Annotated in this window: 19 protein-coding genes; 5 read left to right on the top strand and 14 right to left on the bottom strand. The window is 41.1% G+C overall.

Annotation, left to right across the window (positions count from 1 at the left end; translation table 11 throughout):
* Positions 1 to 95: 95 nt before the first annotated feature.
* The 4 genes from AC2SLM_RS02210 to AC2SLM_RS02195 form a co-directional block, all read right to left on the bottom strand.
* Positions 96 to 1,598: a hypothetical protein gene (locus AC2SLM_RS02210; protein WP_486551713.1), complete on the bottom strand. Its 1,503-nt coding sequence runs from the start codon at positions 1,596 to 1,598 to the stop codon at positions 96 to 98.
* Positions 1,599 to 2,022: 424 nt separating this feature from the next.
* Entirely contained in the window at positions 2,023 to 2,736 is a 714-nt protein-coding gene (locus AC2SLM_RS02205; RefSeq protein ID WP_486551712.1) for a DUF2057 family protein, read from the bottom strand.
* 155 nt (positions 2,737 to 2,891) lie between these two features.
* On the bottom strand, positions 2,892 to 3,704 hold the full coding sequence (gene hda, locus AC2SLM_RS02200) for a DnaA regulatory inactivator Hda (RefSeq protein ID WP_486541385.1): 813 nt from the start codon (positions 3,702 to 3,704) through the stop codon (positions 2,892 to 2,894).
* A gap of 251 nt (positions 3,705 to 3,955) precedes the next feature.
* Positions 3,956 to 5,056, bottom strand: coding sequence for an AI-2E family transporter (locus AC2SLM_RS02195; protein WP_486551710.1), 1,101 nt, complete (start codon positions 5,054 to 5,056; stop codon positions 3,956 to 3,958).
* 622 nt (positions 5,057 to 5,678) lie between these two features.
* Between AC2SLM_RS02195 and purM the strand changes: the two genes are divergently transcribed.
* Together purM and purN are read left to right on the top strand one after the other, a co-directional pair.
* Positions 5,679 to 6,770: a phosphoribosylformylglycinamidine cyclo-ligase gene (gene purM, locus AC2SLM_RS02190; protein WP_486541389.1), complete on the top strand. Its 1,092-nt coding sequence runs from the start codon at positions 5,679 to 5,681 to the stop codon at positions 6,768 to 6,770.
* Between the two features lies 1 nt (position 6,771).
* On the top strand, positions 6,772 to 7,467 hold the full coding sequence (purN, locus tag AC2SLM_RS02185; RefSeq protein ID WP_486551709.1) for a phosphoribosylglycinamide formyltransferase: 696 nt from the start codon (positions 6,772 to 6,774) through the stop codon (positions 7,465 to 7,467).
* 79 nt (positions 7,468 to 7,546) lie between these two features.
* On the opposite strand, the gene AC2SLM_RS02180 is transcribed toward purN, so the two are convergent.
* From AC2SLM_RS02180 to AC2SLM_RS02155, 6 genes are all read right to left on the bottom strand, one after another.
* The gene (locus tag AC2SLM_RS02180) at positions 7,547 to 8,203 is read right to left on the bottom strand and encodes a LysE family translocator (RefSeq protein WP_486551707.1); all 657 of its coding nucleotides are present in this window, start codon (positions 8,201 to 8,203) and stop codon (positions 7,547 to 7,549) included.
* Positions 8,204 to 8,238: 35 nt separating this feature from the next.
* Complete coding sequence (locus tag AC2SLM_RS02175; RefSeq protein ID WP_486551705.1) at positions 8,239 to 8,970, bottom strand: ABC transporter ATP-binding protein; 732 nt, start codon at positions 8,968 to 8,970, stop codon at positions 8,239 to 8,241.
* 48 nt (positions 8,971 to 9,018) lie between these two features.
* A complete protein-coding gene (locus AC2SLM_RS02170; protein WP_486551733.1) occupies positions 9,019 to 9,984 on the bottom strand; it encodes an ABC transporter substrate-binding protein in 966 nt (321 codons plus the stop codon).
* A gap of 99 nt (positions 9,985 to 10,083) precedes the next feature.
* On the bottom strand, positions 10,084 to 10,761 hold the full coding sequence (locus tag AC2SLM_RS02165; protein WP_486551703.1) for an ABC transporter permease: 678 nt from the start codon (positions 10,759 to 10,761) through the stop codon (positions 10,084 to 10,086).
* A 646-nt stretch (positions 10,762 to 11,407) separates the two neighbouring features.
* Positions 11,408 to 12,799 carry an NAD-dependent succinate-semialdehyde dehydrogenase gene (locus AC2SLM_RS02160; RefSeq protein ID WP_486551701.1) on the bottom strand — a complete coding sequence of 464 codons (1,392 nt, stop codon included), beginning with the start codon at positions 12,797 to 12,799 and terminating at the stop codon, positions 11,408 to 11,410.
* A 428-nt stretch (positions 12,800 to 13,227) separates the two neighbouring features.
* Positions 13,228 to 14,217 carry a LysR family transcriptional regulator gene (locus AC2SLM_RS02155; protein ID WP_486541401.1) on the bottom strand — a complete coding sequence of 330 codons (990 nt, stop codon included), beginning with the start codon at positions 14,215 to 14,217 and terminating at the stop codon, positions 13,228 to 13,230.
* 542 nt (positions 14,218 to 14,759) lie between these two features.
* Between AC2SLM_RS02155 and AC2SLM_RS02150 the strand changes: the two genes are divergently transcribed.
* Positions 14,760 to 16,343: an isocitrate lyase gene (locus AC2SLM_RS02150; protein WP_486541403.1), complete on the top strand. Its 1,584-nt coding sequence runs from the start codon at positions 14,760 to 14,762 to the stop codon at positions 16,341 to 16,343.
* Between the two features lie 297 nt (positions 16,344 to 16,640).
* Here the strand turns inward: AC2SLM_RS02150 and AC2SLM_RS02145 are convergent, their stop codons facing one another.
* Entirely contained in the window at positions 16,641 to 17,759 is a 1,119-nt protein-coding gene (locus AC2SLM_RS02145) for a DUF4349 domain-containing protein (protein WP_486551700.1), read from the bottom strand.
* A 346-nt stretch (positions 17,760 to 18,105) separates the two neighbouring features.
* On the opposite strand from AC2SLM_RS02145, the gene AC2SLM_RS02140 reads away from it, so the two are divergent.
* Positions 18,106 to 19,623 (top strand): CYTH and CHAD domain-containing protein, encoded by a 1,518-nt coding sequence (locus AC2SLM_RS02140; protein ID WP_486551698.1) that lies wholly within the window; start codon positions 18,106 to 18,108, stop codon positions 19,621 to 19,623.
* Positions 19,624 to 19,704: 81 nt separating this feature from the next.
* Here the strand turns inward: AC2SLM_RS02140 and AC2SLM_RS02135 are convergent, their stop codons facing one another.
* A complete protein-coding gene (locus AC2SLM_RS02135; protein ID WP_486551732.1) occupies positions 19,705 to 20,346 on the bottom strand; it encodes a L,D-transpeptidase family protein in 642 nt (213 codons plus the stop codon).
* Between the two features lie 136 nt (positions 20,347 to 20,482).
* On the opposite strand from AC2SLM_RS02135, the gene AC2SLM_RS02130 reads away from it, so the two are divergent.
* A complete protein-coding gene (locus AC2SLM_RS02130) occupies positions 20,483 to 21,640 on the top strand; it encodes a hypothetical protein (protein WP_486551697.1) in 1,158 nt (385 codons plus the stop codon).
* Positions 21,641 to 21,798: 158 nt separating this feature from the next.
* Here AC2SLM_RS02130 and ruvB read toward each other — a convergent pair whose 3' ends face one another.
* A complete protein-coding gene (gene ruvB, locus AC2SLM_RS02125) occupies positions 21,799 to 22,776 on the bottom strand; it encodes a Holliday junction branch migration DNA helicase RuvB (protein WP_486543638.1) in 978 nt (325 codons plus the stop codon).
* Positions 22,777 to 22,997: 221 nt separating this feature from the next.
* A complete protein-coding gene (locus tag AC2SLM_RS02120) occupies positions 22,998 to 23,900 on the bottom strand; it encodes a LysR family transcriptional regulator (RefSeq protein WP_486551695.1) in 903 nt (300 codons plus the stop codon).
* Positions 23,901 to 24,053 lie beyond the last annotated feature (153 nt).

The following is a 24,053-nucleotide window of genomic DNA, read 5'->3' as shown; positions in this document are numbered from 1 at the left end:
ACGACTTATGATTGACTGTCTCTTTAGCTTACATATCTAAATTCAATGCTTTTGAATAACCAATCCTAAGAAATAAGCTTTTAGAAAACATCTCCTTAGAAAACACCTTCGATTGGGTTACCAAAGTCATTCAAGGTTGTGGCTCTAGAGTCAACATATAAGTCATTATAGTAGCTCTCATCCCCAGCCACACGGCCAACCTGAGAGACTTTGATGTAGTTCTCAATTCTACCAAGTTTGGTTAAGCCATCATTAAAGCTAAAAGCAGCGACAGTAACATCATCACCAACGTTAATTGGGTTTGATAAAGTTACCAAGAACGAGCGGGTTGAGCTTTCTTTGTCAAAACCTAAATCTTGTACATAAGCACCCTTAAACCATGACGGGGTGATAACGCGGTCTACCCCTTCAGGACCACTGGCGGTTTTAACCTCAACTAAGAAGCTAACCACAGGGAATTCACCATAATAATCTTTTAAACCCACGTTTTTGACATGTAGCGCAGTAGAACCTGCAAAACCTTTTGCTTTCATGCCAGATACAGTCATATAAGGCTGTAAGTCTAGCTCCTGTGCCAATAATGGTGCGTTCATATCCACATTTTCGGCAGGCTTAGGCGTGGGTGCCACAAAGCTCCAATCTGGCGCGGAGGTGTCCACTGAGTCAGCTGGGTTGCTATACATGCTGACACGCACTTCATTTTTGATAGGTACAAAGGCGCGCCATGCAGTTGGCGTCGACCAAGTGCCGTTTAACAGACAATGCTGCTGTGTACCTGTCATATTCACTGCACGGAAACCGTAACTCGCTTCACCGGTATAACCGGCTGGCACGTTATAAGGACCGATATTTTGACCCACATTCCAAGACAGGGAATAAGAAGCTTGCCCGCCTATTTGACGCGCCAACGAATACGCAATCCCCGTGCTACCAGTACCGGTCGTACCATTCGAACCACCAGAAATATTACCACCTAAATTAATACTGGTTGTTTCTGTTTGGCTGCCATTAACAGAGATATTAATCGTCTGTGTTTTTGCTGTGGTCTGTGTGAGCGGAATGTCGCCGTTGGTTTGATTGTAAGTAGACACGGTGCCCACAGGTAGCCAGTTATCAGTCACTCGGTAAACCACCGTACGGCGATCTTCTAACGCATTACACACAGGGTTTGGATTAAGCACATTGGCTTTAAGATGGTCTGAGCCGTGCGTCACTTTAATAATAGGCAGCTTAGGATTTAGCTTTGGTGTTTGTGGATAAGTCTCGATTTTGGTGCCCGAGTTTGGCATTACAGCATAAGCCGCTACCGGCCCGACGGTGTTGTTATTTTTTGTCAGTAAAATGGAATTATTTGCAGGGTTGTTAAAGTCTGTTTCTAAAATCTTAGAAGGCGTTACCATACCTTCTAAATAATTGCCATGGGTGAGACGCTCAAGTTTATTAGCCTCTGTAGATGTCGCAGCAAGCGCTGATACCGAAAGGCTCAGGCTTAAAATACCTAAGCTAACCGTAACTTGCCGAGCGCTCTTAATACTCTGCTTAACCAACGTCCCTTGCCCTTGCGTCTCTTTTGTTGCTACTTTTTGAATCGTATTCATAATAAGCTCACCCCTTAAGTTATAAACGTGGTCTATAAATATGAAGGCTATAGCGTAATGATGATTCAATAATAGAGATGTTATGCTATATGGCTCACGGCTTGCTATTTACTTTCATGGCTTGCTATTTACTTAAAGTCCACCGTTATGAATATCATTACCCTAGAACTTTGCCCTTATTCACCTTGGTTACATAGTGAAAGATTCTAAAAACCCATGTAACCATTTGATTAGGTTAGATAATTTTTATTACAAACTGGTTAAAATTAACAATATAGTTACAAAAAATAGCGTAAGACAAACAAATTCTGAAAATAAAAAAAGCCCCTATTAACCTCTTCTAACTTAAGGCTAATAGGGGCTTTTGTTGTCTAAACTTAGTACTTAAAACTAGTTTAGCTAAGCACTATTCGACAATAGTAATTTATTGGTCAACCCACTGACGAATCTTTTCACGCTCTTGAGGTGATGCTTGTAACCAAAGCTGCATAAAATTGTCTAACGTATTGGCGTTGGCTGGCGCATTATTGCTATTGCTACGGGCGGGGTTAGATACGGCAGCAACAGGTGCTGAAACAGTGCGGTTATTACTGACAGTCGTAGTTGATGGCTGTGAGTTAATCGCTGCAATCGCTCTTTGATTATCAGCCTGAGCATCACCTCCACCGAAGATTGAGGTAATACCTGAGAATAAACCACCACTGCTATCTGAACCCTGAGCTTCAGCGATAACATTCGAGCCTTTTACAACCGCTAATGTTGGTGCTTTAGCATACTCCTTAGCCTCTTCATACTTCTCAGGTTGCCCTGGCATGGTCAAACGATAGGTTTGATTGTCCTGCATGTCTGCTGTTACAGTGACATTCGCTGAGTGAAGATAGTCATGCTCATCATGGCGCAGATCATATAACCGATCATATTTAGCCGTTATGACATGTTTACCAGGCTGCAATGTAAAGTCCTTTTTAAAGGCTTGAAACGGGCTTGAATTAAAAGTTTGGCCATTTATAGCGGTAACTTTAATATTTTCGTCCACTTTCAAACTAACTTCAGCATGCGCTACAGCGGCCGTTAGCAAGCTAATACTACAAAATACTGTTAATTGTCTAAATATACTTTTGTTTGAGTGGTTTATCATAATCAAAGACCTTAGGTTCCAATAATATTTGAGTAATTCGTTTATATGGCGTGGTTAAATAACTTACTTATTAATAAATTTTGGATTAAATTTAAATTATATAGATAAATCAAAAGTTAGTCTAAAATGAATAAGGTATGCATTGAAGAACAATATTAAAAGTTAAAACTCATATTATCGCGATACGTCCCATTCTCCTCGGACTTCGATAAATAATCTTTCTGCGCTTCTTGATGAATGTCTTCAAGCTCCGCCATTAATGTGTGTTCATCAATCATAGCAATGGCTTCACTAATAATCGCTTTTGACACATGAGCGCGATTAAGATTAGAGAATAGCGGCTGAATTGCCTGTAGCACATCTAACATACCGCCAATACGGTGCGGCCCTTCATTAAGTAAATGCTCAGTAATTCGAGAGTCAAACTGCCACCCTCTACGGCGCATCACCGATTCAAGCATGGCCTTTCTATCGGCAATATCATGACCTTCTGGTACTCGAAATGCAGGCGACTGAATCAAGCGAGTTAATAAATCTGGCAGCTCAAAAGGCAGATTTGCCGCCGGTGTTTTGGCGGCAAAAATAAGCTGCCCCTGTCCTTCACGGCTACGATTAATTAGATGGAAAATAGCTTCTTGCCAGTCGCGTCTATTACGAATAGCTTCCAAATCATCAATGGCTACCAAATCAAAGCTTTCTAATGAGGCAAGCACCCCGACATCAGTGCTAATCAGTTCTTTTAAAGACAAACAAATGGCCGTTTTACCCATCTCCATATACGATTCGCATATGGCAGATAAAAGATGGGTTTTTCCAGTTGCTGCACTACCGTAGATATACATTTGACCAATTAAGCCAATATGTAGTTGACGTACAGCATCGATTAAAGTCGACCAGCCTGGCCCCGAAAAATCGCTCAGGCTAGCATCTCTCTTAACTTCCAGATTTAAACTTAATTGATTTGTCATCAGGCTAGTATCTCGGCTCGATATATCTCTTCATAACGCATATTTATACCACAATTTTGATAACAATAATATGTCATTAGTGGGCAATGCTTTATTAAGTCAAGCATGTTATCAATAAAATAACGCATTAAACGCTGTCGTTAGTTTGGCTATTGCCCAGTCTTAAATGTCATTTTAATGAATGGCTACCCTCGTGGTAGCCATAGTGGTTATTGCGATACGCTGTCATAAACCTTTTATTAAAAAGATGCTTATCTAAATAAACGGTACTGTTTTCTGCCTTTATAAAACTCTGTCTTTTTATAGGCTTCAAAAGCGTGGTGGAACAGCACATTCAAAATAGCGGATACCGGCAGAGCAATTAACATACCCACAAAGCCCATTAAGGCGGCACCTGCCAACACAGAGAAGATAACCCACAATGGGGATAAACCAATCTTATCGCCAAGCAATAATGGCTGAAGAACATATCCTTCAACAGCCTGACCAACCAAAAAGGCACCGACGATTAAGCCTAACTGTAGCCAATCAAGGCCAAATTGGAATAGACCCGCAATAATGGCAGCAATAAAGCCAATACCGAAGCCTAGATAAGGTACAAAGCTTGCAACACCTGCGACCATACCGATAATCAAGCCAAGCTCTAAGCCAATAAGCTGTAGCTGTACCGCATACACCACACCAAGCAAGATCATCACAAGTAGCTGTCCTTTGATAAACGCCATAAGCGCTTCATCACAGTCATGAGCAATCTCAACAATCTTATCTGCACTGGCTGCAGGTAGTGCTTGACGCCACGTTCTTAAGCGCTCATCCCAATTGAATAAGAAGTAGAAGGTCAAAATAGGCACCAATACCACAAGCCCTGCATTATTAATAACTGTCATGCCTGAGCTTAGCACCTGAACGGCTAGAGATTGTGCATCCTCGACATTGTAGTTCTCATTTAAGTACTCAATGAATGTATTAGAGACGATTTGGCTATCAAGTGGTGGTAAATTAAAGCGGCTAAACTGATTGATCCAAGTACGTACTTCCTCATTGTACCACTGCACCATTCTAGGCGCATACTCCCAGCCTGCTTGCAGCTGAAGCCAAAGCATTGGAATAAGCCACCATAATAAGACACCCAATCCCACACAAATCACAGCGTAAACAACAATAATCGACAGCCAGCGCGGAACATATCGCGACATTCTAGTGACAAGTGGATTGAATAAATATGCCAAAATAAAAGCACAAACAAACGGGATAATGACGGGAATTAATAAATAAATTAAATATAAAAACACCACCATGGCTACCACGATAGCCAGTCGTTTGAAGAAAGGATCTATATTTGCAACCTGCATATTTATTCTCTTTATTGAAGTCACAACGAAACACTTTTCGTTATGCAATGAATCATTAACAAACGCCCTCTACACTCTAGATACATTATCGCTAAATATATAGCTTGATATTGATATTGATATAGATAAGATGGGCCACCGAGCTAATAGTAAACTGTTTAATAGATCTAGTGACTTGTTCGTTATCCAGTTTAATAACGGTTCAAGTCAACGGTCGTTTAAATCAGACTCAAATTAACGATTAATTAAACTCTAATCATTAATGACTGTTGAATTTAATAGTTACTTAAATTTATCTCATAGTTGTAACTATGATACGGTTTATTAGAGTAAAGCTTAACTAAATTTTAGTCATTTTTTGTTTTTAAGCATAATAAATCCACGTTTCATTTTGCGCACTATGTGTTTTTGCGTATAATGCCAACACACAATTTTTGTTCGCTAAGATGCTATAATTACCCGCCATACTTAGCAACATTTTTTGGCAGCTTTATTTTAGTAATCATGTAGAGGCTAAAATCCTTTAACTCGCTGGTTATTAATCTTAAGTTTGCCGCTATCGTTATTTAAATACTCCAATGTGTCATACCCCACACATTTGCTTATAAGGTCTGCTGCTACCATGAGCCATCCAAATTCTAATGCTTCTACTAATTCAACCACCAAAGCCAATACCACGTCTTTGAGCTACAAAGATGCGGGCGTCGATATCGATGCAGGTGATGCCCTAGTACAGCGCATTAAATCCGTTGCCAAAGCCACTACCCGCTCTGAAGTTGTTGGCGGTCTTGGCGGCTTCGGTGCCCTATGCCGTATCCCGAAAGGCTATGAGTCACCACTATTGGTATCAGGTACTGACGGCGTAGGTACTAAGCTGAAGCTTGCCCTACAATTAAATCGTCATGACACCATTGGTATCGACTTAGTCGCTATGTGTGTGAACGATCTGCTTGTGTGCGGTGCAGAGCCTTTATTCTTCCTAGATTACTATGCCACAGGTAAGCTTGATGTCGATACCGCAGCAGATGTGGTCACTGGTATTGGTGAAGGTTGCAAACAATCAAACTGTGCGCTAATCGGCGGTGAGACTGCTGAGATGCCTGGTATGTATCAAGATGACGACTATGATTTAGCGGGCTTCTGCGTGGGCGTGGTTGAAGAAGCAGAAGTTATCACGGGTGAAAACGTTGCTGAGGGTGATGTACTGATAGGTATTACTTCAAGTGGCGCGCACTCAAATGGCTACTCACTTATTCGTAAAGTTATCGAAGTCAGCGGCGTTGATATTGCTAACTCTGATGAAACCTTAGATGGCAAGCCTATTGCTGATGCGCTAATGGCACCGACTAAGATTTATGTAAAAGCCATTCAAGCGCTACAAAAACAGATTGGTAATGGCAAACTACACGCCATGTCACATATCACTGGCGGCGGCTTCACTGAAAACTTACCACGCGTATTACCAGAAACACTTGCAGCAAAAATTGACACTAATAGCTGGGAGATGCCAGAGCTATTTAACTGGTTACAAAAGCACGGTAATATCGAGCAATCAGAGATGTACCGTACCTTTAACTGCGGTGTTGGCTTTGTGGTCGTTGTACCAGCAGACGTAGCGGAACAAGCTGTGGATATCTTAAATGATGCGGGTGAAACAGCCTTTAAACTAGGCAAAATCATCACTCGTGCTGATACTGCTGTGGTGTACGCTTAATATGTTATTAGACTCATCTACCAAAGCTTTGAAAGTCGCGGTCTTGGTCTCTGGCAGTGGCAGCAATCTGCAAGTCTTGATTGATGCCATGCAGGCTGGTAGCTTGCCAATTGAGATTGTGGGCATTATTAGCAATGTCAAAGAAGCCTATGCGGTAACGCGTGCACAGCAAGCGGATATTAATACAGCAGTGTTCTCTCACATTACTGAGGGCGAGAATGCTGGCAAGCGTATGGGGATAAAGACGTTTGAACGTCATGCCAGCGCTCAGCTAAATGAATGGCAGCCTGATTTAATCGTACTTGCCGGCTTTATGCGTGTGCTTAGTGCTGATTTTATCAATGCTGCTCCTGCACCTATGATTAATTTGCATCCATCTTTGTTGCCTAAGTACAAAGGCCTCGATACACATCAGCGTGTATTAGAGTCAGATGACTGTCATCATGGCTGTAGTGTGCATGTGGTAACCGCAGAGCTTGATGCCGGTCAAGTATTGACACAGGCTATGCTAAGTGTTGATAAAAACGAATCTGCGACCGACCTGCAAAAGCGCGTACAAAAGCTTGAGCATCAAATCTTGCCTTGGACTATCTTGTTAATTGCCAAAGGGGTGTTAGTTATCGAAGCCATTAATACGCAAGTAGAACCTGTCCCCTACTTGCCGACGTTGCCTTTGAAGCTTTGGCTAGACAGCTAATTTGTTCTCTCTGTCTGTCTTATTACAAACAAGAAAGCCCAAGTCTAAGACTTGGGCTTTCTTGTTTATATTAGCCAATTTAAGGCTTGGCTGTCATTAATTTAAAGCCCAAGCCAATAAACACTATACCGCTGATTTTGTTAAGCAACGTTTCGATGGCTGGATTGGCTCTAAGCTTACTGCTAAAGACAGAGGCCATTAGTAAGACACTGAGACACCAAATCAAACTAGTGGCCGCAAATGTCAGTCCCAACATCAAAAACGATACCATACCATTCGCGTAAGTTGAATCAATAAACTGCGGAAAAAAGGCAAGAAAAAACAGAGCGACTTTTGGGTTAAACACATTGGTCAACACCCCTTGCTTATAAATTTGCACAGAGCTTAACGCTTTATTACGCGCTGTAGGGCTAATATTAGCATCCAAACTCTCTGCCACAAGTGCGGTTTGCTTGGTTATTAGCATTTTAATACCCAGATAACATAAATACAGTGCACCGATGTATTTTACAGTCATAAACGCCAGAGGATAATTGGATAACAGCACAGATAATCCTAAAGCAGCCAGCACCGTATGTACCAAAATCCCTGAAATAATCCCTAAAGCAGAAAGTAGTCCTGCTTCCCTACCTTGCGCAATACTGCGCATAATAATGTATAACGTGTCTGTACCAGGTTTTAGATTTAACAGCACGCAGGCAGCAATAAATCCCCAGTAGTTTTCAACCCCAAACATGACTGCTTCCTTAGAATGAGTTATACATAAGTCGCTTAGGCCTGAATCGCTACCAATATCTGCTTCTTTAACGCCAAATACTCTTGGCTGTCCAAAAAGCCCTCTGTTTTGGGAATCGCAAACTTCTCAGTAAATTGAGCGGGTGCACCTTTTAAGACATATAGATAATCAGATAAATAGATTGCCTCGTCAATATCATGAGTAATAATCAGACAAGTCAGCTCTAAGCGTTTTTGCAGTTTACTAAACCAATGATACATCTCGTCTTTGGTCACAAAATCTAACGCAGAAAATGGCTCATCCAACAGCATAATCGGGTTGTCACTTAGATAAGTACGCAACAAGGCTGCTCTTTGACGCTGCCCGCCTGATAAGGTTTGCGGGTATTGATGTTCTAGTCCTTCTAAACCAAAGTACACCAGTTGCGGATTGACAATATTTGCAATCTTCGCTTTACTGTATCCCTTTAGAGTCAAGGGCAATGCAATGTTATCAAAAACGGTTTTAAACGGCAGCAGTAAGTCTTTTTGTAGCATATAGCCAACCGTGCCTGCCTGCCCCGTGGTCTCTTTGCCGTTGATAAATACTTTGCCGCTACTGGGCACAAGCAGACCGGCAGCGATATTAAACAAGGTGGTCTTACCCACTCCGCTCGCACCCACGATACTAACGACGTCATTTTTGGCGACGGTCATTTTCAAGTCTTCAAATATCGGCTTTTGTTCAAAGGCATGGGTAATGCCTTCTAATACCAATACATTTTCCATAATCAACGCAGCTCTTTAATAGGGCGAATAAGCTTTATATGAGTGTACTTATAGATAGTCATTACTCACACCTGCCTGCGGTTCTAGCGGCTTATCAATCAGCCCATTTTGATATACCCAATCAAAGAATCTGTCCCAGCGGTCATAATCAAATTTACCCCACTCTCCATCATCATCTAAGTAGTACGAAGAAACATATTTTTGGCTGGCTATTGCAAGCTCTTTATTGGTCTCAGGGGCATATTTAACTAAGATTTCTGCACTTTCTTCTGGGTGCTTAGCGGCATAGGTATAGCCTTGTTTGATAGCAGCCAATGCCTTTTTGGCCAACTCTGGTTTATTGGCTAACAGATCATTATTGGCAATAATCACTGGCGAATAGTAATCAAAAGCGGGCTCGTAATCTTTCAGATAGAAAAAATCGGTGTCCACCCCTTGAAGGTCAGCATGTATGCCATCCCAACCATAAAAGGCCAAAATGTAATCAAACTGATTCATACGTAGTGCTACGCTCGCATCGGTGGCTTCGCCTGGGATTTTCACCAAGTCATTACCCACAATATGCGCTACTGTCGCATCATCGATTGGGTCTTCCCATGTTGAATAACGCTTACCATTTAAGTCCTTAGGTGACTGCGCCCCTAACGATTTTAATGCTAACAATCCTGATGTATTGTGTTGAAGAATTGCGGCCACTGCAGTTATAGGAACATCCTTTTCGAGACGCTTCACCATATTTGGCTGAAAATATATCCCGAAATCAGCACGCTTATTAGCCACTAACGTTGATGCACTGTCTTCGCTTGGCTGGACAATTTTCACATCCAGACCCTGTTCTGTAAAATAACCTTTATCTTGTGCCACATACAGACCGGTGTGATTGGTATTGGGCACCCAATCTAGTGAAATAACAAACTCCGTAAGCGGCTCGCCATTTTTTGCGGTTTTAGTGTCTGATTTGGGCTGACAGGCACTAAGGGCAAGCAGTGCAATAACAGCCAGTAACACAGCCATACCTATATAAGTACGACTTTGCTTTTGCCGATTAAAAGAATTAAAAGAGATAAATGACACAGTAAACCACCTTAATAAATGAAGAAAAAACAGAAAAATCTATAAAAAGTTATGCTTAAGTACCCGTTTCTCAAGCCATTTTACTAGGCCAATGAGAAGCACAGTCAAAAAGCTAATCAGAAAAATGACCGCAAACATACTGTCCAAATCATAGGACTTACGAACTCGAGTCATATAGACCCCTAGCCCATGATAGCCGCCTAACCATTCTGCAATCACGGCGGAAATAAGCGCATAAGACAATGCTACTTTCAGTCCGGTAAAAAAAGAGCCCATCGCAGAGGGAATCTTAAGATGGCGATACAACTGATACTTAGAAGCTTGCATCGATTTGAACAGATTAAGATGTTCACGACTGACCGATTGATAACCATCAATCAAGGCAATAGTAATCGGAAAGAAGACCGCTAATATCACCAGCACAACTTTGGGCGTTATACCGTAGCCAAGCCAAATAATAAGCAGCGGTGCAATCGCAATGGTTGGAATGGTTTGATTAAGCAGAATAACCGGATAAACCAGCTCTTTTACCGTTTTAAATAAATCCATACAAATCGACAAAACAAAGCTAATAATTAGACCGATTGTGGTGCCGATAAAGGCCGTTGCCAATGTATATTTGGCATGCTCCATCAACAATGGAAAGTCTTCTACAAACGCCCATGCAATCTGCAAGGGCGAAGGTAATAGATAGTCTGGAATGAGCTCAAACTGCACACAAAGCTGCCATCCTAACAATATTAGAATCACTAAAATATAATTTCGCAGGGTACTGAGTAAATTACGACTCACATAAGCTGTTTTTTTGATTAGATTACTCATTACCGCTATTCTCAGTTTGGCTAATAATCATTCTTTATAATGCGTTAAATGATGGTTGTTAAGATTCTAGCAAAATTAGGGCTAGGAGTTGAACTTAATTCGCTGATGCCAACTCTAAGGAAGGGGAAATCATTCCTACTTACACTGAGCGATAGACAAGAGATAAGGGCCTGTATAGAATTCATTTATTAGGACTGCCGATAGCTACCAATTTATCAAAGCAGCTTTCTAGATTAGGCGTCAATCGACGATAATGTCTAGACCTTAGCTAGATTTACAACGACATCTAGGGCGATTTTAGCATCAGCCTTGCAGGACAGGACTATTTTCTGCCCTCTCTTAGCCTAAAATAGACGCTTAGAACAACTGAGCTTACTATTTTATGCGTCGAGATGACTAAAAAGTAGTCTATGTCAGTTCCGTAAATGAATTCTATACAGGCCCTAATATATCGCATAAAAAAGCCCCCGATAACGTGTATCGAGGGCTTTACCGTCAAGAATATAAATCTATTAAAAATCTATAAAGCTAGACCGAATGATTAAACAGGTGCTTTGTTAATCACAAACAATGTTTTCTCATTCACAAACTCTTTCATACCAGAGCCGCCATGCTCACGACCATAACCAGAGTTTTTAACGCCTCCAAATGGCAACAGTGGATTTACTAGACCGTAACCATTAATATTCACCATACCGGTATCAAAGTACTTCGTAGCCAATTCGATAGCTTTGTCTTCATCTTTAGTGAAGATACCGCCACCAAGACCATAACGGCTATCGTTTGCAATACGCATAGCATCGTCTGTATCTTTTGCACGAATTAGCGCAACTGCTGGGCCAAATAGCTCGTCATCATAGGCAGGCTGACCTGGCTCTACATTCTCTAGAATAGTTGGTGGGAAAAAGTTACCTGTTGAACCTTCAGGAACTTGACCACAAACAGTTTTCTTAGCACCTTTGTCGACACTTTCTTTCACTTGTTTCTCGATTGTCTCGACTTGCTGCTTCATTGATAAGGGACCAAGATCAGTTGAGTTATCCATTGGATCGCCTATTTTGTATGATTCAAACTCTTTAATCAGCTTCTCACGGAACTCATCATAAACGCTGTCGACAACCACAAAGCGTTTAGCGGCCACACAGGTCTCACCATTGTTATATAAACGTGCATAAGCACACGTCTTAACAGTAAGATCTAAATCAGCATCATCTAATACGATGAACGCGTCATTTGAACCAAGCTCCATCACTGTCTTCTTCAGTACTTTAGCTGCTTGCTGAGCAACAATTTTACCTGCACCATCACTACCCGTTAAAGTAACGCCGCGTACTTTGTCATTATTGATGATTTTCTCTGACTGATCATGGTTAATGATTAGTGCGCGGAATAGTGCGTTAGGTAAGTCAGAGTCATGCAAGATTTTTTCAATAACTTGACCTGATTCTGTCACGTTTGACGCATGCTTTAACAAAATAGCATTACCTGCCATTAAGTTGGCAATGGTGTAGCGGAATACTTGGTATGCAGGATAGTTCCAAGGCTGAATACCATAAATGATACCGATAGGCTGATAAGTAACGATACCCTTATCCATACCTTCTACTTCACGGATATCATCCGCTAAGTGATCAGGACCTGTTTGAGCCGTAAAGTCACAAATACCTTTACAAATATCTACTTCTTGCAAGCTTTGTTGATAAGTTTTACCACGTTCTCTGGTCATCACTTCAGCAAGCTCTTCTTTGTGCTTCATTAGTGACTCACCAATAGAATTAATCACTTTTGCACGCTCATCTAATGATTTCAACCGCCAATCTAAAAACGCTTCATGACATTCATTAATAATCTGATCAACTTCGTCCTGAGGCATATAATCATAAGATTTGATGTCTTCATTGGTATATGGGTTTACTGTTGTAATATCTGCCATGATTATTATCCTTATTTTTAACGTATTTAATTGAGAAGGTAGCTACAGACAAGGTAGCCATAAACTGATGACGCTATTTTTATTGGCATCAATAGAAGGTAAATATAACGTCCCTCTAAATTACCATCGTGACTCTTGTTATTCTTATTATGATAATTCGACTATATATTTTTATGTGCAAACCTTGTTATTGATAACTATTTACTTACCTGTTACATTTATAAGAATAACAGCTAGGCTGATAATGTCATTTAATGAGCTGTAATCAACTGTAGGTAATGTATTAATTTCCCTAATTTATTTCGGGCTCTGTAAAGAGCTTAATCACAGCTAATATAATATAAGTATACAGAGCACGTTTTCAGTGCCTATTGGTGTCTATTAAGGCATATAATCTATTAGTGCCTATTAGGGCATATAATAAGTCACTAAAATAAATGGCTTATCATCGGAATCTCGTCTTCATTGATTTCTTCATCAGCGACCACCTGGCGCGCTACATGCATGATTAATTGACGTAGCCATCTGTGTGCTGGATGATGCTGTAACAATGGCGACCATGCCATCGTTAGCTCAAACTCTGGTATAAAGAACGGTGGCTCTTTTAAGACAATGCTGTCATTGGTCGCTTGCATACGTGCTACTCGAGTCGGCAAAGTGGCAATTAAATCCTTGTTCGCAGCGAGCATTGCTGGCATCTGATAATGACGGGTAAAGACACTAATTTGACGCTTTTGACCCAAACGTTGTAATGCTTGGTCAATAGACCCTAGACCGCCTGATTTATCCGGATTAACCCCAAAGCCTACACCCATACCGGTTTTGGATACCCAAACATGTTGTGCTTTTAGATAGTTCTTGAGGTTAAAACGGTGCGCATACGGGCTGTCTGCTGACAACAGACAGCTAAACGTATCACGCCATACCAATACTTGGTGAAAGCTTTGCGGAATCTCATTAAAGCGGTTGATTGCTAAGTCAACTCGCCCCTGCTCCATGTCACGGTAGGACACATCTGACGGGGTTAAGAAATCCAAAATAACGTTCGGGGCTTCAGAGCGCAGCGCTTTTACTAAGCGCGGAACCAAGGTTGCCTCAGCGTAATCTGAGGTCATAATACGGAACACTCGTGACGTGCTATAAGGACGAAACTCCGTACGTGGCTCAAGCAGCTGAGTAAGCTCCGCTAGGATTTCCCGTACTCTTGGTTGTAATTCTAATGCCCGCTCTGTTGGCGTCATACCCTCTGATGAGCGAACCAATAAAGGGTCATTAAACAGCTTACGCAATCGGCGTAAAATATTACTCATGGCTGGCTGGGTAATACCCAATTGCTCAGCGGCACGCGTGACATTCTTTTCACGCAATAAAACATCTAGATTAACCAGTAAGTTTAAATCGACCCGTTGTAAATTCATAAAGCTCTCTAATAATCTATATTTGTTTAATCCAATGAATAAGAATTAAGTGATTCGATAAAAGGTTTGACCAAGGGATTACTAGCAACCAGATAAATTTGATTGACATTCATTAAAGGTGTAAAGTCAAATCATAATTTATAATTTACGTCTTATTTAAGTGTCTATTTCTATGCCCTAAATGACCCTCTATCCGTTATTACCATTGTACTATAATTTAAATAAATACCCAAGATAACCGTCATAAACTAGATAAATTCTAGTAATGTAGTTATAGTGTTTACCAAGTTCTAAGGGCATAGTGATTTAATACTATTATTTAAATAATCTATATTTCCGTTAAACTTCGATATAAAGATTTACTTTAGAAACAAACATTTACAAGTTTTACAATCATATTCCGAGATTTGCTGATAATTTATTAGTATCAATCTCGTATTTGAAAGTGAGTTAAATAAAACGGTCTTATTTACTAGTTAAAATATAGCTAGTAGTAAGCAGTATTTATTTCACCTAATCCATCCCCAATCAGGAGACAATTGATGTCAACTTATAAATCAGCTATTGACCATATCCGTGAAATCAAAGCAAAGCATGGCAACTGGCAGAACATCAGCGAATCTGATGCTGCACGTATGATGGTTCAAAACCGTTTCAAAACTGGTCTTGATATCGCTAAATACACTGCTGCTATCATGCGTAAAGATATGGAAGAGTATGATGCAGACACCTCTAAGTACACTCAGTCTCTAGGTGCATGGCATGGTTTTGTTGCTCAACAAACAATGTATGCTAAGAAAAAATACTTTGGTACTACTTCAAAAACTTACATCTACCTATCAGGTTGGATGGTAGCGGCACTACGCTCTGAGCTAGGTCCTTTACCTGACCAATCAATGCACGAAAAAACAACTGTACCTGCTCTTATCGAAGAAATCTACACTTTCTTACGTCAAGCAGATGCTAAAGTATTAAATGACTACTTCCGCGAGCTTAACGCTGCTAAAGAAGCAGGTCAAGATACTTCAGAAATCGAAGCTAAAATCGAAAACTTTGATTCACATGTTGTGCCAATCATCGCTGACATCGACGCAGGTTTCGGTAACGAAGAAGCAACTTACTTGCTAACTAAAGCAATGATCGAGGCTGGTGCTTGTGCTATCCAAATCGAAAACCAAGTATCTGATGCAAAACAGTGTGGTCACCAAGCGGGTAAAGTAACGGTTCCTCATGAAGACTTCATCTCTAAGCTTAACGCTATCCGTTATGCATTCTTAGAGCTAGGCGTTGACGATGGTGTTATCGTTGCACGTACTGACTCTGAAGGCGCATCATTAACTCAGAAGATCCCAGTATCTGAAGAGCCAGGCGATCTTGCTTCTCAGTACATCGACTTCATTGACGTTGAAGAAATCGACATCGCTGATGCAAAAGAGAACGATGTATTATTGAAGCGTGACGGTAAATTAGTTCGCCCAGTTCGTCTAGCAAACGGTCTATATCAGTTCCGTGAAGGTACTAACATTGACCGTGTTGTACTTGACTGTGTTACAGCTCTTCAAAATGGTGCAGACTTACTATGGATTGAAACACCAACGCCAGACGTTGAACATATCAAAATGATGGTTGACCGTATTAAAGAGCAAGAGCCTAAAGCGAAGCTTGTATACAACAACAGCCCATCGTTCAACTGGACGCTTAACTTCCGTAAGCAAGTTATCGCTAAATGGGAAGAAGAAGGCAAAGACATCTCAGCATACGATAAGAACAACTTGATGAGTGCTGATTATGACGGTACTGAACTTGATGCTGCTGCTGACCAAGCTGCGAAGGACTTCCAGAAAGATGCGTCTCGTGAAGCCGGTGTATTCCATCACTTAATCACGCTACCTACTTACCACACAACTGCTCTTAGCGTTCATGAACTTGCTAAAGGCTACTTCGGTGAAGACGGTATGCTTGCTTATGCAGCTGGCGTACAACGTAAAGAGATCCGTGAAGGTATCGCTTGCGTTAAGCACCAAGCAATGGCTGGTTCAGACTTAGGTGATGATCACAAAGAGATTTTCTCTGGTGATAATGCACTTAAAGCTGGCGGCGAGAAAAACACAATGAACCAGTTCTAAGAACTCTTTATAAAAGACTCTTAGTTCTTCATTGAACAAAAAGTCGCTCTAACTTCGGTTAGAGCGACTTTTTTATGTTTAATATTATTAACTTTTAATGACTCTATATTCTAAAGTTAGAGAAGTCTAAAATGTTTATAAGACATCGAGTGTAAGTACGACAAGTGTAGGTTTAGCAAGGTTAACGTCGCAATCGTTTAGTAGTTGGCTGACTATAAATAAGCTTAGCCCTCTATTGAAGATTTATAAGACTATAAGAGAAAACTTAGGACAAATGGTCAGTTCTAAAGATTAGAGCTATTGTGATGTATGATCATCAGAACCCTTATCATCCTTGTAAAACTTAATCATAGCCCTTCTAAACACGCGGTATAGGCCATAAGCAACTAATAATATCAGCCATAGCCACCACAGCATTATAATACCCAGCACCACCGATTTGATAATCTCCCAACCTGCCACGAACGACTGTTTAGCTTGTTGTGCAAAGGTCGGCTGATCAGCCTGAATGAGACTTTCAAGATTAGGGGTAATCTGTTTATAGACGCTGTTAGGCTGCGAGAAATTTAACTCCAAAACACTATATTTGACTTTATCAGCAATTGCCATGCGCTCAAGCTGTGCATATTGTTCACGCTGACGTGCAGAATAAGTGGCCGAAATAGCATCTACATTACCCGCCTGCTCTTTCTCATTATCGCTATTGAGTCGCTCTTTATTGAGCTCACTTGCCATCTCACCATTTAGCTCTGCCGATAGCTTCTCGCGATACAAGTCTAGCGTGACATCTTGAGCACTAAATTGCTGCTGATTTAAAAACTTCACCTGTTTTTGTACTTGACGTAAAAAGTCGCTGACCTTCGAGCTTGGCACACGCACAATCATATTGGCATGGAGCGCATAGGTAATCAGTGTAATGTCTTTATCACCTTGCACAAAAGTCTGTCTGTCTATTTGATTATTGGCAATGCTACTTTGAGCAACGTATCCGCCTTGTTGCATAGTCAAGGTTTCAATGGTATTCCTAGTTTTGACCACATCATCGACTTCAAAATCTGCAGAGGCTGAAATCATCAGCTGCTTGCCAGCAATTCGGATATCTGCCGCTTCACTGCCTAATTGTGCCTCAGTATCACTCCCTAAATTTTCTACCGATAGATTCTTTTCGTTTAATTGAGCAGCATCTAAAGAATCCCCACTAGAGCCTGCTTCCTGAGTGACTTCATAACTATCCTCTGATGCGTAATCCTCTTTTTCTGCTTGACTACACCCACTCAACAGGACAATGCTGGCAAGAACAACCGAGGTTAGTGCTGCTTTAGTGGCTTGCTTATAAAGAGACGGTGCAAAATACAGATTATTATGTTGATTACTATCAATAAGAGCATCTGAAGCTAAAGATTTATTATGAGTCATGGCAGAAATTTACAACCTATAAAGAGCAAAGAAGAGAGATTAATTATGATTTTCACACAATCAGCCTTTAATGATGTTTAAGCCTATCTTAAGATAGTATTAGCTTAGCGTATTGTCATTCCATTGGTAAGGCATTTTTTCATATTTAAGTTAATTACTCATTGAAATTAACTTAATAACAGTGCACTGTCATCAATATGTCATGTTAATTCGCTTGTTATTGTTAATCACTTATCCTAGGATATTGACTAATTGTATAGACCATTCATTTTACGGTCTATTTTAGTGTTTATAACGACAATAATCCCTTACGCCCCACTCTTTATTAAAGACTCAAGGATACGCCATGCAAGAGATAGAACTGAAATTTTTAGTGCCTGACTACAAAGTTGATGCCCTAATGCGTCAGGCAAAAATTAAATCATCGATTACCTCACAGCTAGCCGCTCATTACTTCGATACGCCAACCAATGCTCTTGCCAATTCAGGTATGGCATTACGTATCCGTAAAGAAGGCGATATTTGGGTGCAAACTTTAAAGTCGAATGGCGATGGTATGGCCTCTCGTGGCGAGCAAAATAACAAATTAGACGATGATCAAATTGCGACCGCCTTAGAGCAAGACAACCTATATCCTGATTTATCACTCTATGAGGATACGAAGACAGCCAAAGCCATTAATAAGCTGACTGCTAATAAAGAAGATGAAGAAGGTAATGCCTTAACCCGCCAATATGTGACTGATATTGAGCGCACCACCCGTCTTATCAAAAAAGACAGTAACGTCATTGAAGTAGCGTACGATGAAGGTAAAGTGGTCCATGGTGAAGATAGCCAAATCACTCAGCCGATTCATGAAATTGAGTTTGAATTGGTAGAGGGCGAGGTCAGCTATCTATTTGAAATCGCTAAGACTTGGTGTAAACGCTATCAGCTTTGCATATCGACTGTGACCAAAGCAGAGCGCGGCGGCTTATTACTAGAAGACAAAGAGTTTGCCGATGCCACCAAAGCAGACCTAAAACAATTATCTGTCAATGACAAGATGAGCCAGCCTCAATTTATTCGTGCTGTGGTACATAACTGCATGATTCAAATTCTACCTAATGCCAGCGCCATCGCTGCCGGTAGTCAAGATGGAACTCATGTGCATCAGTTACGTGTTGGCATTCGCCGCTTACGTACCGCATTGAAGTTCTTCGGCGATTTCTCATCAGAGATTAACCCAGAATGGATGCCTATCTTAAAGCAAACTTTTAGCTTATTAGGTGAGTTCCGAGATAGAGAACTGCTACAAACGAAGACTCAACCTATGCTCGAAGCGGTTGGGGCTCCCTTTGTGGATTGGTCAAGCGAACGTGAAAATTTAGCGGTGATGCCAATTGATGCCGTACGCGCCAATGATTTCCAGCTAACTTTGTTAGAGCTTATTGAATATACGATGAGCCGTGCAAAAGACGACAAAGTTAGCAATAAAACCTCTGCTAAAGAAGCCACTACGGTTATCTTGAAAAAACTATATAAGAAGATTAGTAAAGCTAGCAATCACTTTGCTGAATTAACCATAGATGAGCAGCATGATGTACGTAAACGTTTAAAGAGCTTACGTTATGTGTCTGAGTTTGTGCGCCCTATGTATAAAAAGAAGCAGACCAAATCCTTCTTAAAATACTTAGAGCCTGCCCAAGAAGTGTTGGGTGAATACAATGATAATATCGTTGGGCATATCTTCTATGCAGAAAAAGCGCAAAAAGACCCTAATGCTTGGTTTGCGGTTGGCTACTTTACCGCACAAGAGGCACATGCCAGTCAGGAATGTGCAGAATGCCTGAAAGAAGTCAGCGCTGCGCCTGTATTTTGGTAGTCAGTTAGCTCTAATCTAAAAAGCCACTTATTGTCCTTATAACAGAAGTTATTTCAACAAAAATGATAAGTGGCTTATAGACTATTCGGCAATAATATGAACAGGCGTGCCCTCTGCCACCTGTTCATATAACCAAATGATATCGCTGTTACGCATACGCACGCAGCCATGAGAGTACGGCGTACCCATTGGTTCTGTATCTGGCGTACCATGGATGTAAATATAACGCCGATAAGTATCACAACACCCCTGCTCGTTTGAGCCCAGATTAATGCCCGGCTCGCACCCTTTTAACCAAAGTATACGGCTTAATATCCAATCTCTGTCTGGGTTATCCTCTGCAAGCTTTTGACTATAGACCTCCCCTGTTGGCATTCGCCCAACAAATACACTGCCCTCAACCTCATTACCACCTATTTTATCTGCGATAATATGATGACCTAATGGTGTGCACCCTGTACCCTCCAAGCTACCAATGCCATTTTTGGCAGTAGACACACTAAAAGTGCGAATAAGATTATCCTGATTAAGACTAGATAACTCTAACCTAGAGCCGGTTAGCTCACGACTGGCTACTTGCTTATCCACTGCTTGTGATTGACAATTTAGTAACATAGATTGGGCTGAATCAATGACATAGAGAGATAACGTCTGATCAGCAATATTGACCACAATAAACTTATTCACTCGACTATCTAAAGATTGAGAGGATTGTTGCAACATGGACATAAATGAATCACCTTAGTTAACTATGGAATATATAAATCCTACTTATTACCAATAATATAGATGCATTAGGGTTGTATATAGAGTTAATCGCCCTTATGATATCTTCAAATCCTGCAAACTAGTAGACTTTATGACAGCTCTTTTACCAACTCGCGTGTCAATTTATGACTTTCTTTTTGAGGATACTCAGCCTATCGATGCTGTGGTAGCGGACTTTGGTAATATCTCCCTGCCACAAGCTAGAATCCTAATTGAAAATGGCATTCAAGCCATAACCAGTGCGCTCCTTGCTTATAATCAAGTAGAGGGACCTAATGCCGTAATCAAAAAATTACTGTGCCGCAGCCAGATAAAAGAGTTGCGCAAACATAATGCGTTCAACTCACAAACCATGAAGACGGCCATGCAGCACGGCCAAAGCATGTCTGAAACCTTATTTGTCACCACTGACATTCAAAAAGCTGTGTGTCAGCGTCTCGCTCAGTTGGCAAGCTTGCCGACCAATAAGGTTCGTCCTTTGCTTGGTGCACTGACCTTATTGTGCTTACGTGAATTGGCTATTTTAGTTGATTTTGCTCATTTAGATGCCAATGAGATAGACCAGTGGCTGCATCAGCAATCTCAGTTTTTAAGACTATCACGTGACCCTCAAAGCCGTGTTAATGACAATGAGTCCTGTAATAGTAGTATATACAAGGCACCTGACTTTGATATGCGGTGGCACGACTTAACACGCTGCAAGTTACCTGCAGTGAAAGTCCCTAGCGAGTCTGTACAAATGCCGCACTACGCCAAAGTTATCGGACGTGTGCCTAATAGTGATGTGATTGAGCCTAGCATGGTGGACAGCGATCAGCTAATTGTCGATAAGGCCAATAATAGTGACGTTCTTACTTTTTGTTCTATTGACGATGTGACCTTGCCTTATCAGCGCTGGTTACTACAGTTAGCCAAGATTTCAGATATTTATCTAAGCCGCAACCGTCTAAAAATTGCGCCTGAACCTGTTCAGCCGCCATCAAGACCATTGGTAAGCTTTGGGTTTATGGACAATAATCCTGAGACAAAAATAGCGCCTAAGTCTAAGACAAGTTCGACAACTATGAAACCAACAACCCAGCCTTTCTGGAAAAACCCAGTGCTTATCTTATTGGTTGTGGTCATCGGTACGCTGTCGTTAATGGCTGTGGGTAAATACCATTATAAGAAAGCTCAAAGTATTGAATCTCCTACACAATCGACCCAGATGGTAGCGACTTCTAATGCGACAGAGGCTAATGTGCATTAGGATAATTCTAACTACCCTTACTGTCAGGTAGTCTAGATGAATTAGACTATGATTTAGTATGGATTAGCCAATTAACATAGATTAAACAACTCAATATAAAAAAGCGCAAATCCTAGGATTTGCGCTTTTTTATACTTAAAGAGTTATATAGGCCGCACTTATAACTGATCGATGGCTATTTGAGTTAAGACTCGACCACGTGCTGTACGTAGCACGTAACCTTGTTGAATAAGATAAGGTTCAATCACATCCTCTAATGTCCCTCTATCCTCTGCCATAGCAGCAGCAATAGCCTCAACGCCTGCAGGTCCACCATCAAAACGGGCATGTAGCATCTCAAGATAACGACGGTCTAAATGATCAAGTCCTCGTCTATCGACTGCCAGCATATCTAGCGCACTGTCAGCAATATCACCAGTGACCTCACCATTTGACTTCACCTCAGCATAATCGCGCACTCGGCGAAGTAAACGGTTGGCAATACGCGGCGTACCACGTGAGCGTCTGGCAACCTCTACCGCGCCCTCGGGCGTCATAACCACATTCATCAATCGCGCTGAACGGGTAACAATGGTTGTCAAATCCTCAATATTATAAAACTCTAAGCGCTGAACGATACCAAAGCGGTCCCTCAAAGGAGAGGTTAATAGACCTGCTCGAGTAGTTGCAGCTACCAAAGTGAAGTTGGGCAAGTCAAGCTTAATAGAACGTGCTGCCGGACCTTCACCAATCATAATATCAAGCTGGAAATCTTCCATTGCTGGATAAAGTATCTCTTCAATCACTGGGCTTAGGCGATGTATCTCGTCAATAAAGAGCACATCCCCTTCTTCAAGATTAGTCAGCATGGCTGCCAAATCCCCAGCTCGCTCAAGTACAGGCCCCGAGGTTGAGCGAAGGTTACCACCCATCTCGCGTGCAATAATATTTGCGAGTGTGGTTTTACCCAAACCTGGTGGCCCAAAGATTAACGTATGGTCTAACGACTCATTACGTCGGCGTGCCGCTTCGATAAAAACTTCCATCTGTTCACGCACCACAGGCTGACCAATATACTCAGCCAAGGTGGATGGACGGATATTAGAATCTACCGTATCATCGACACGCTCTAACGGGTTGATCAGTCTATTTTCCATAATCTATATCAGTTAATCTCTGCTGAGCGTCATCAAAATAAAAGCCATATACAAATAAAATTTACGCTTAAGACCATTCTAATATCTCACAAAATGTGCGTCATCAGATTGATCTATAGCGTAAATCTTATCACTTAAGAGTATTGAAAGAGTCTTTAATTACTAAATTAACCTATCGAAAAATAAGTTCAGTTAACAGTTAAGCCAATAACCTCTCTAAACTAAGCAGCTGCATGGAAGTATTTTTTAAGAACTTCTAGACAACGTGTAATCTTCGCAGGTTGCTGCTCACGGTCTAATGTCACTGCATAAAGAATAAAGTGTGGTAATGAATATTCTGGAATAACCTCCACTAATTCACCTGCTTCTAATTCTTTTTGTACATCGAGCGACATCACACGAACCAAGCCATGACCTTCTTTAGCTAATCTAGTTGCTAAGAATACGTTGTTGGTCTGGATACGCGATGAAATCTTAACACGGTTTTTCTTACCGGTTTCAACATGAGAGAACTCTAGAGAATTAGGGTCCTTCATCAAATCGATACCGATTAACTGATGCTTCGCTAAGTCTCTAGGTTTGGTGATTTTTTCATACTGTCTTAGATAATGTGGAGACGCCACTAGCATCTGCTTCACTTCAGCAAGCGGATAAGTCGCTACTGAACTGTCTTTGATATTTGGGCTCATACGGATAGCAATATCCGCGCGCTCATCAATCATATCGATGTAATGGTTGTCTGCTAAGAAATAGATGCCTAAATCATCATGAGCTGCCATCCACGTCGATAGAGCTGGAAGAATATGATTAACACCTAGCTCAGGCGTAGTTGCGATACGCAAACTACCCGCAAGCTCGTCACGTAATTGGTTTACTTTAATACGGCCTTGGTCTGCTGCAGTTACAACATCTTTTGCCGCTTCGTAAAAGCTTGCCCCAGCTTCTGTTAAGCTTAACTTACGAGTCGATCTGTGCAATAGCACAACACCTAAATCTTTTTCAAGCGATCGAATCTGTTGACTCACCGCACTTGTAGTAATACCTAGTTGTCTGGCTGCGCCACTGAAAGAACCATGGCCCACAACACTGGCAAAGACTGCCATTCCTCTTAAATTGTCTAACATTATTCAACTACCTGACTGTTTATATAAGGTGCGTAGTATACCTCATTTAAACTGACAATTGTTGAGAAAGTGCAAACTTTTGTGCACTTTTGTTGTACTCTGAGTGTAAATATTAATCACACATATCTAAACAATACCACATTCTTATGTCAA

Source organism: Psychrobacter sp. CX16, from assembly GCF_057396245.1.
Note: the sequence above shows the minus strand (reverse complement) of the source record. Positions and strands in the feature narration are given on the sequence as shown.

Excerpts from the sequence above, each read along its gene's own strand:
- ruvB (WP_486543638.1), bottom strand. The coding sequence starts at position 22,776 with ATGGAAAATAGACTGATCAACCCGTTAGAGCGTGTCGATGATACGGTA.
- AC2SLM_RS02205 (WP_486551712.1), bottom strand. The coding sequence starts at position 2,736 with ATGATAAACCACTCAAACAAAAGTATATTTAGACAATTAACAGTATTT.
- AC2SLM_RS02150 (WP_486541403.1), top strand. The coding sequence starts at position 14,760 with ATGTCAACTTATAAATCAGCTATTGACCATATCCGTGAAATCAAAGCA.
- AC2SLM_RS02170 (WP_486551733.1), bottom strand. The coding sequence starts at position 9,984 with ATGGCTGTGTTACTGGCTGTTATTGCACTGCTTGCCCTTAGTGCCTGT.
- AC2SLM_RS02130 (WP_486551697.1), top strand. The coding sequence starts at position 20,483 with ATGACAGCTCTTTTACCAACTCGCGTGTCAATTTATGACTTTCTTTTT.
- purM (WP_486541389.1), top strand. The coding sequence starts at position 5,679 with ATGAGCCATCCAAATTCTAATGCTTCTACTAATTCAACCACCAAAGCC.
- AC2SLM_RS02140 (WP_486551698.1), top strand. The coding sequence starts at position 18,106 with ATGCAAGAGATAGAACTGAAATTTTTAGTGCCTGACTACAAAGTTGAT.
- AC2SLM_RS02145 (WP_486551700.1), bottom strand. The coding sequence starts at position 17,759 with ATGACTCATAATAAATCTTTAGCTTCAGATGCTCTTATTGATAGTAAT.
- AC2SLM_RS02160 (WP_486551701.1), bottom strand. The coding sequence starts at position 12,799 with ATGGCAGATATTACAACAGTAAACCCATATACCAATGAAGACATCAAA.
- AC2SLM_RS02180 (WP_486551707.1), bottom strand. The coding sequence starts at position 8,203 with ATGTTTGGGGTTGAAAACTACTGGGGATTTATTGCTGCCTGCGTGCTG.
- AC2SLM_RS02175 (WP_486551705.1), bottom strand. The coding sequence starts at position 8,970 with ATGGAAAATGTATTGGTATTAGAAGGCATTACCCATGCCTTTGAACAA.
- AC2SLM_RS02195 (WP_486551710.1), bottom strand. The coding sequence starts at position 5,056 with ATGCAGGTTGCAAATATAGATCCTTTCTTCAAACGACTGGCTATCGTG.
- AC2SLM_RS02155 (WP_486541401.1), bottom strand. The coding sequence starts at position 14,217 with ATGAATTTACAACGGGTCGATTTAAACTTACTGGTTAATCTAGATGTT.
- AC2SLM_RS02210 (WP_486551713.1), bottom strand. The coding sequence starts at position 1,598 with ATGAATACGATTCAAAAAGTAGCAACAAAAGAGACGCAAGGGCAAGGG.
- AC2SLM_RS02120 (WP_486551695.1), bottom strand. The coding sequence starts at position 23,900 with ATGTTAGACAATTTAAGAGGAATGGCAGTCTTTGCCAGTGTTGTGGGC.
- hda (WP_486541385.1), bottom strand. The coding sequence starts at position 3,704 with ATGACAAATCAATTAAGTTTAAATCTGGAAGTTAAGAGAGATGCTAGC.
- AC2SLM_RS02135 (WP_486551732.1), bottom strand. The coding sequence starts at position 20,346 with ATGTTGCAACAATCCTCTCAATCTTTAGATAGTCGAGTGAATAAGTTT.
- purN (WP_486551709.1), top strand. The coding sequence starts at position 6,772 with ATGTTATTAGACTCATCTACCAAAGCTTTGAAAGTCGCGGTCTTGGTC.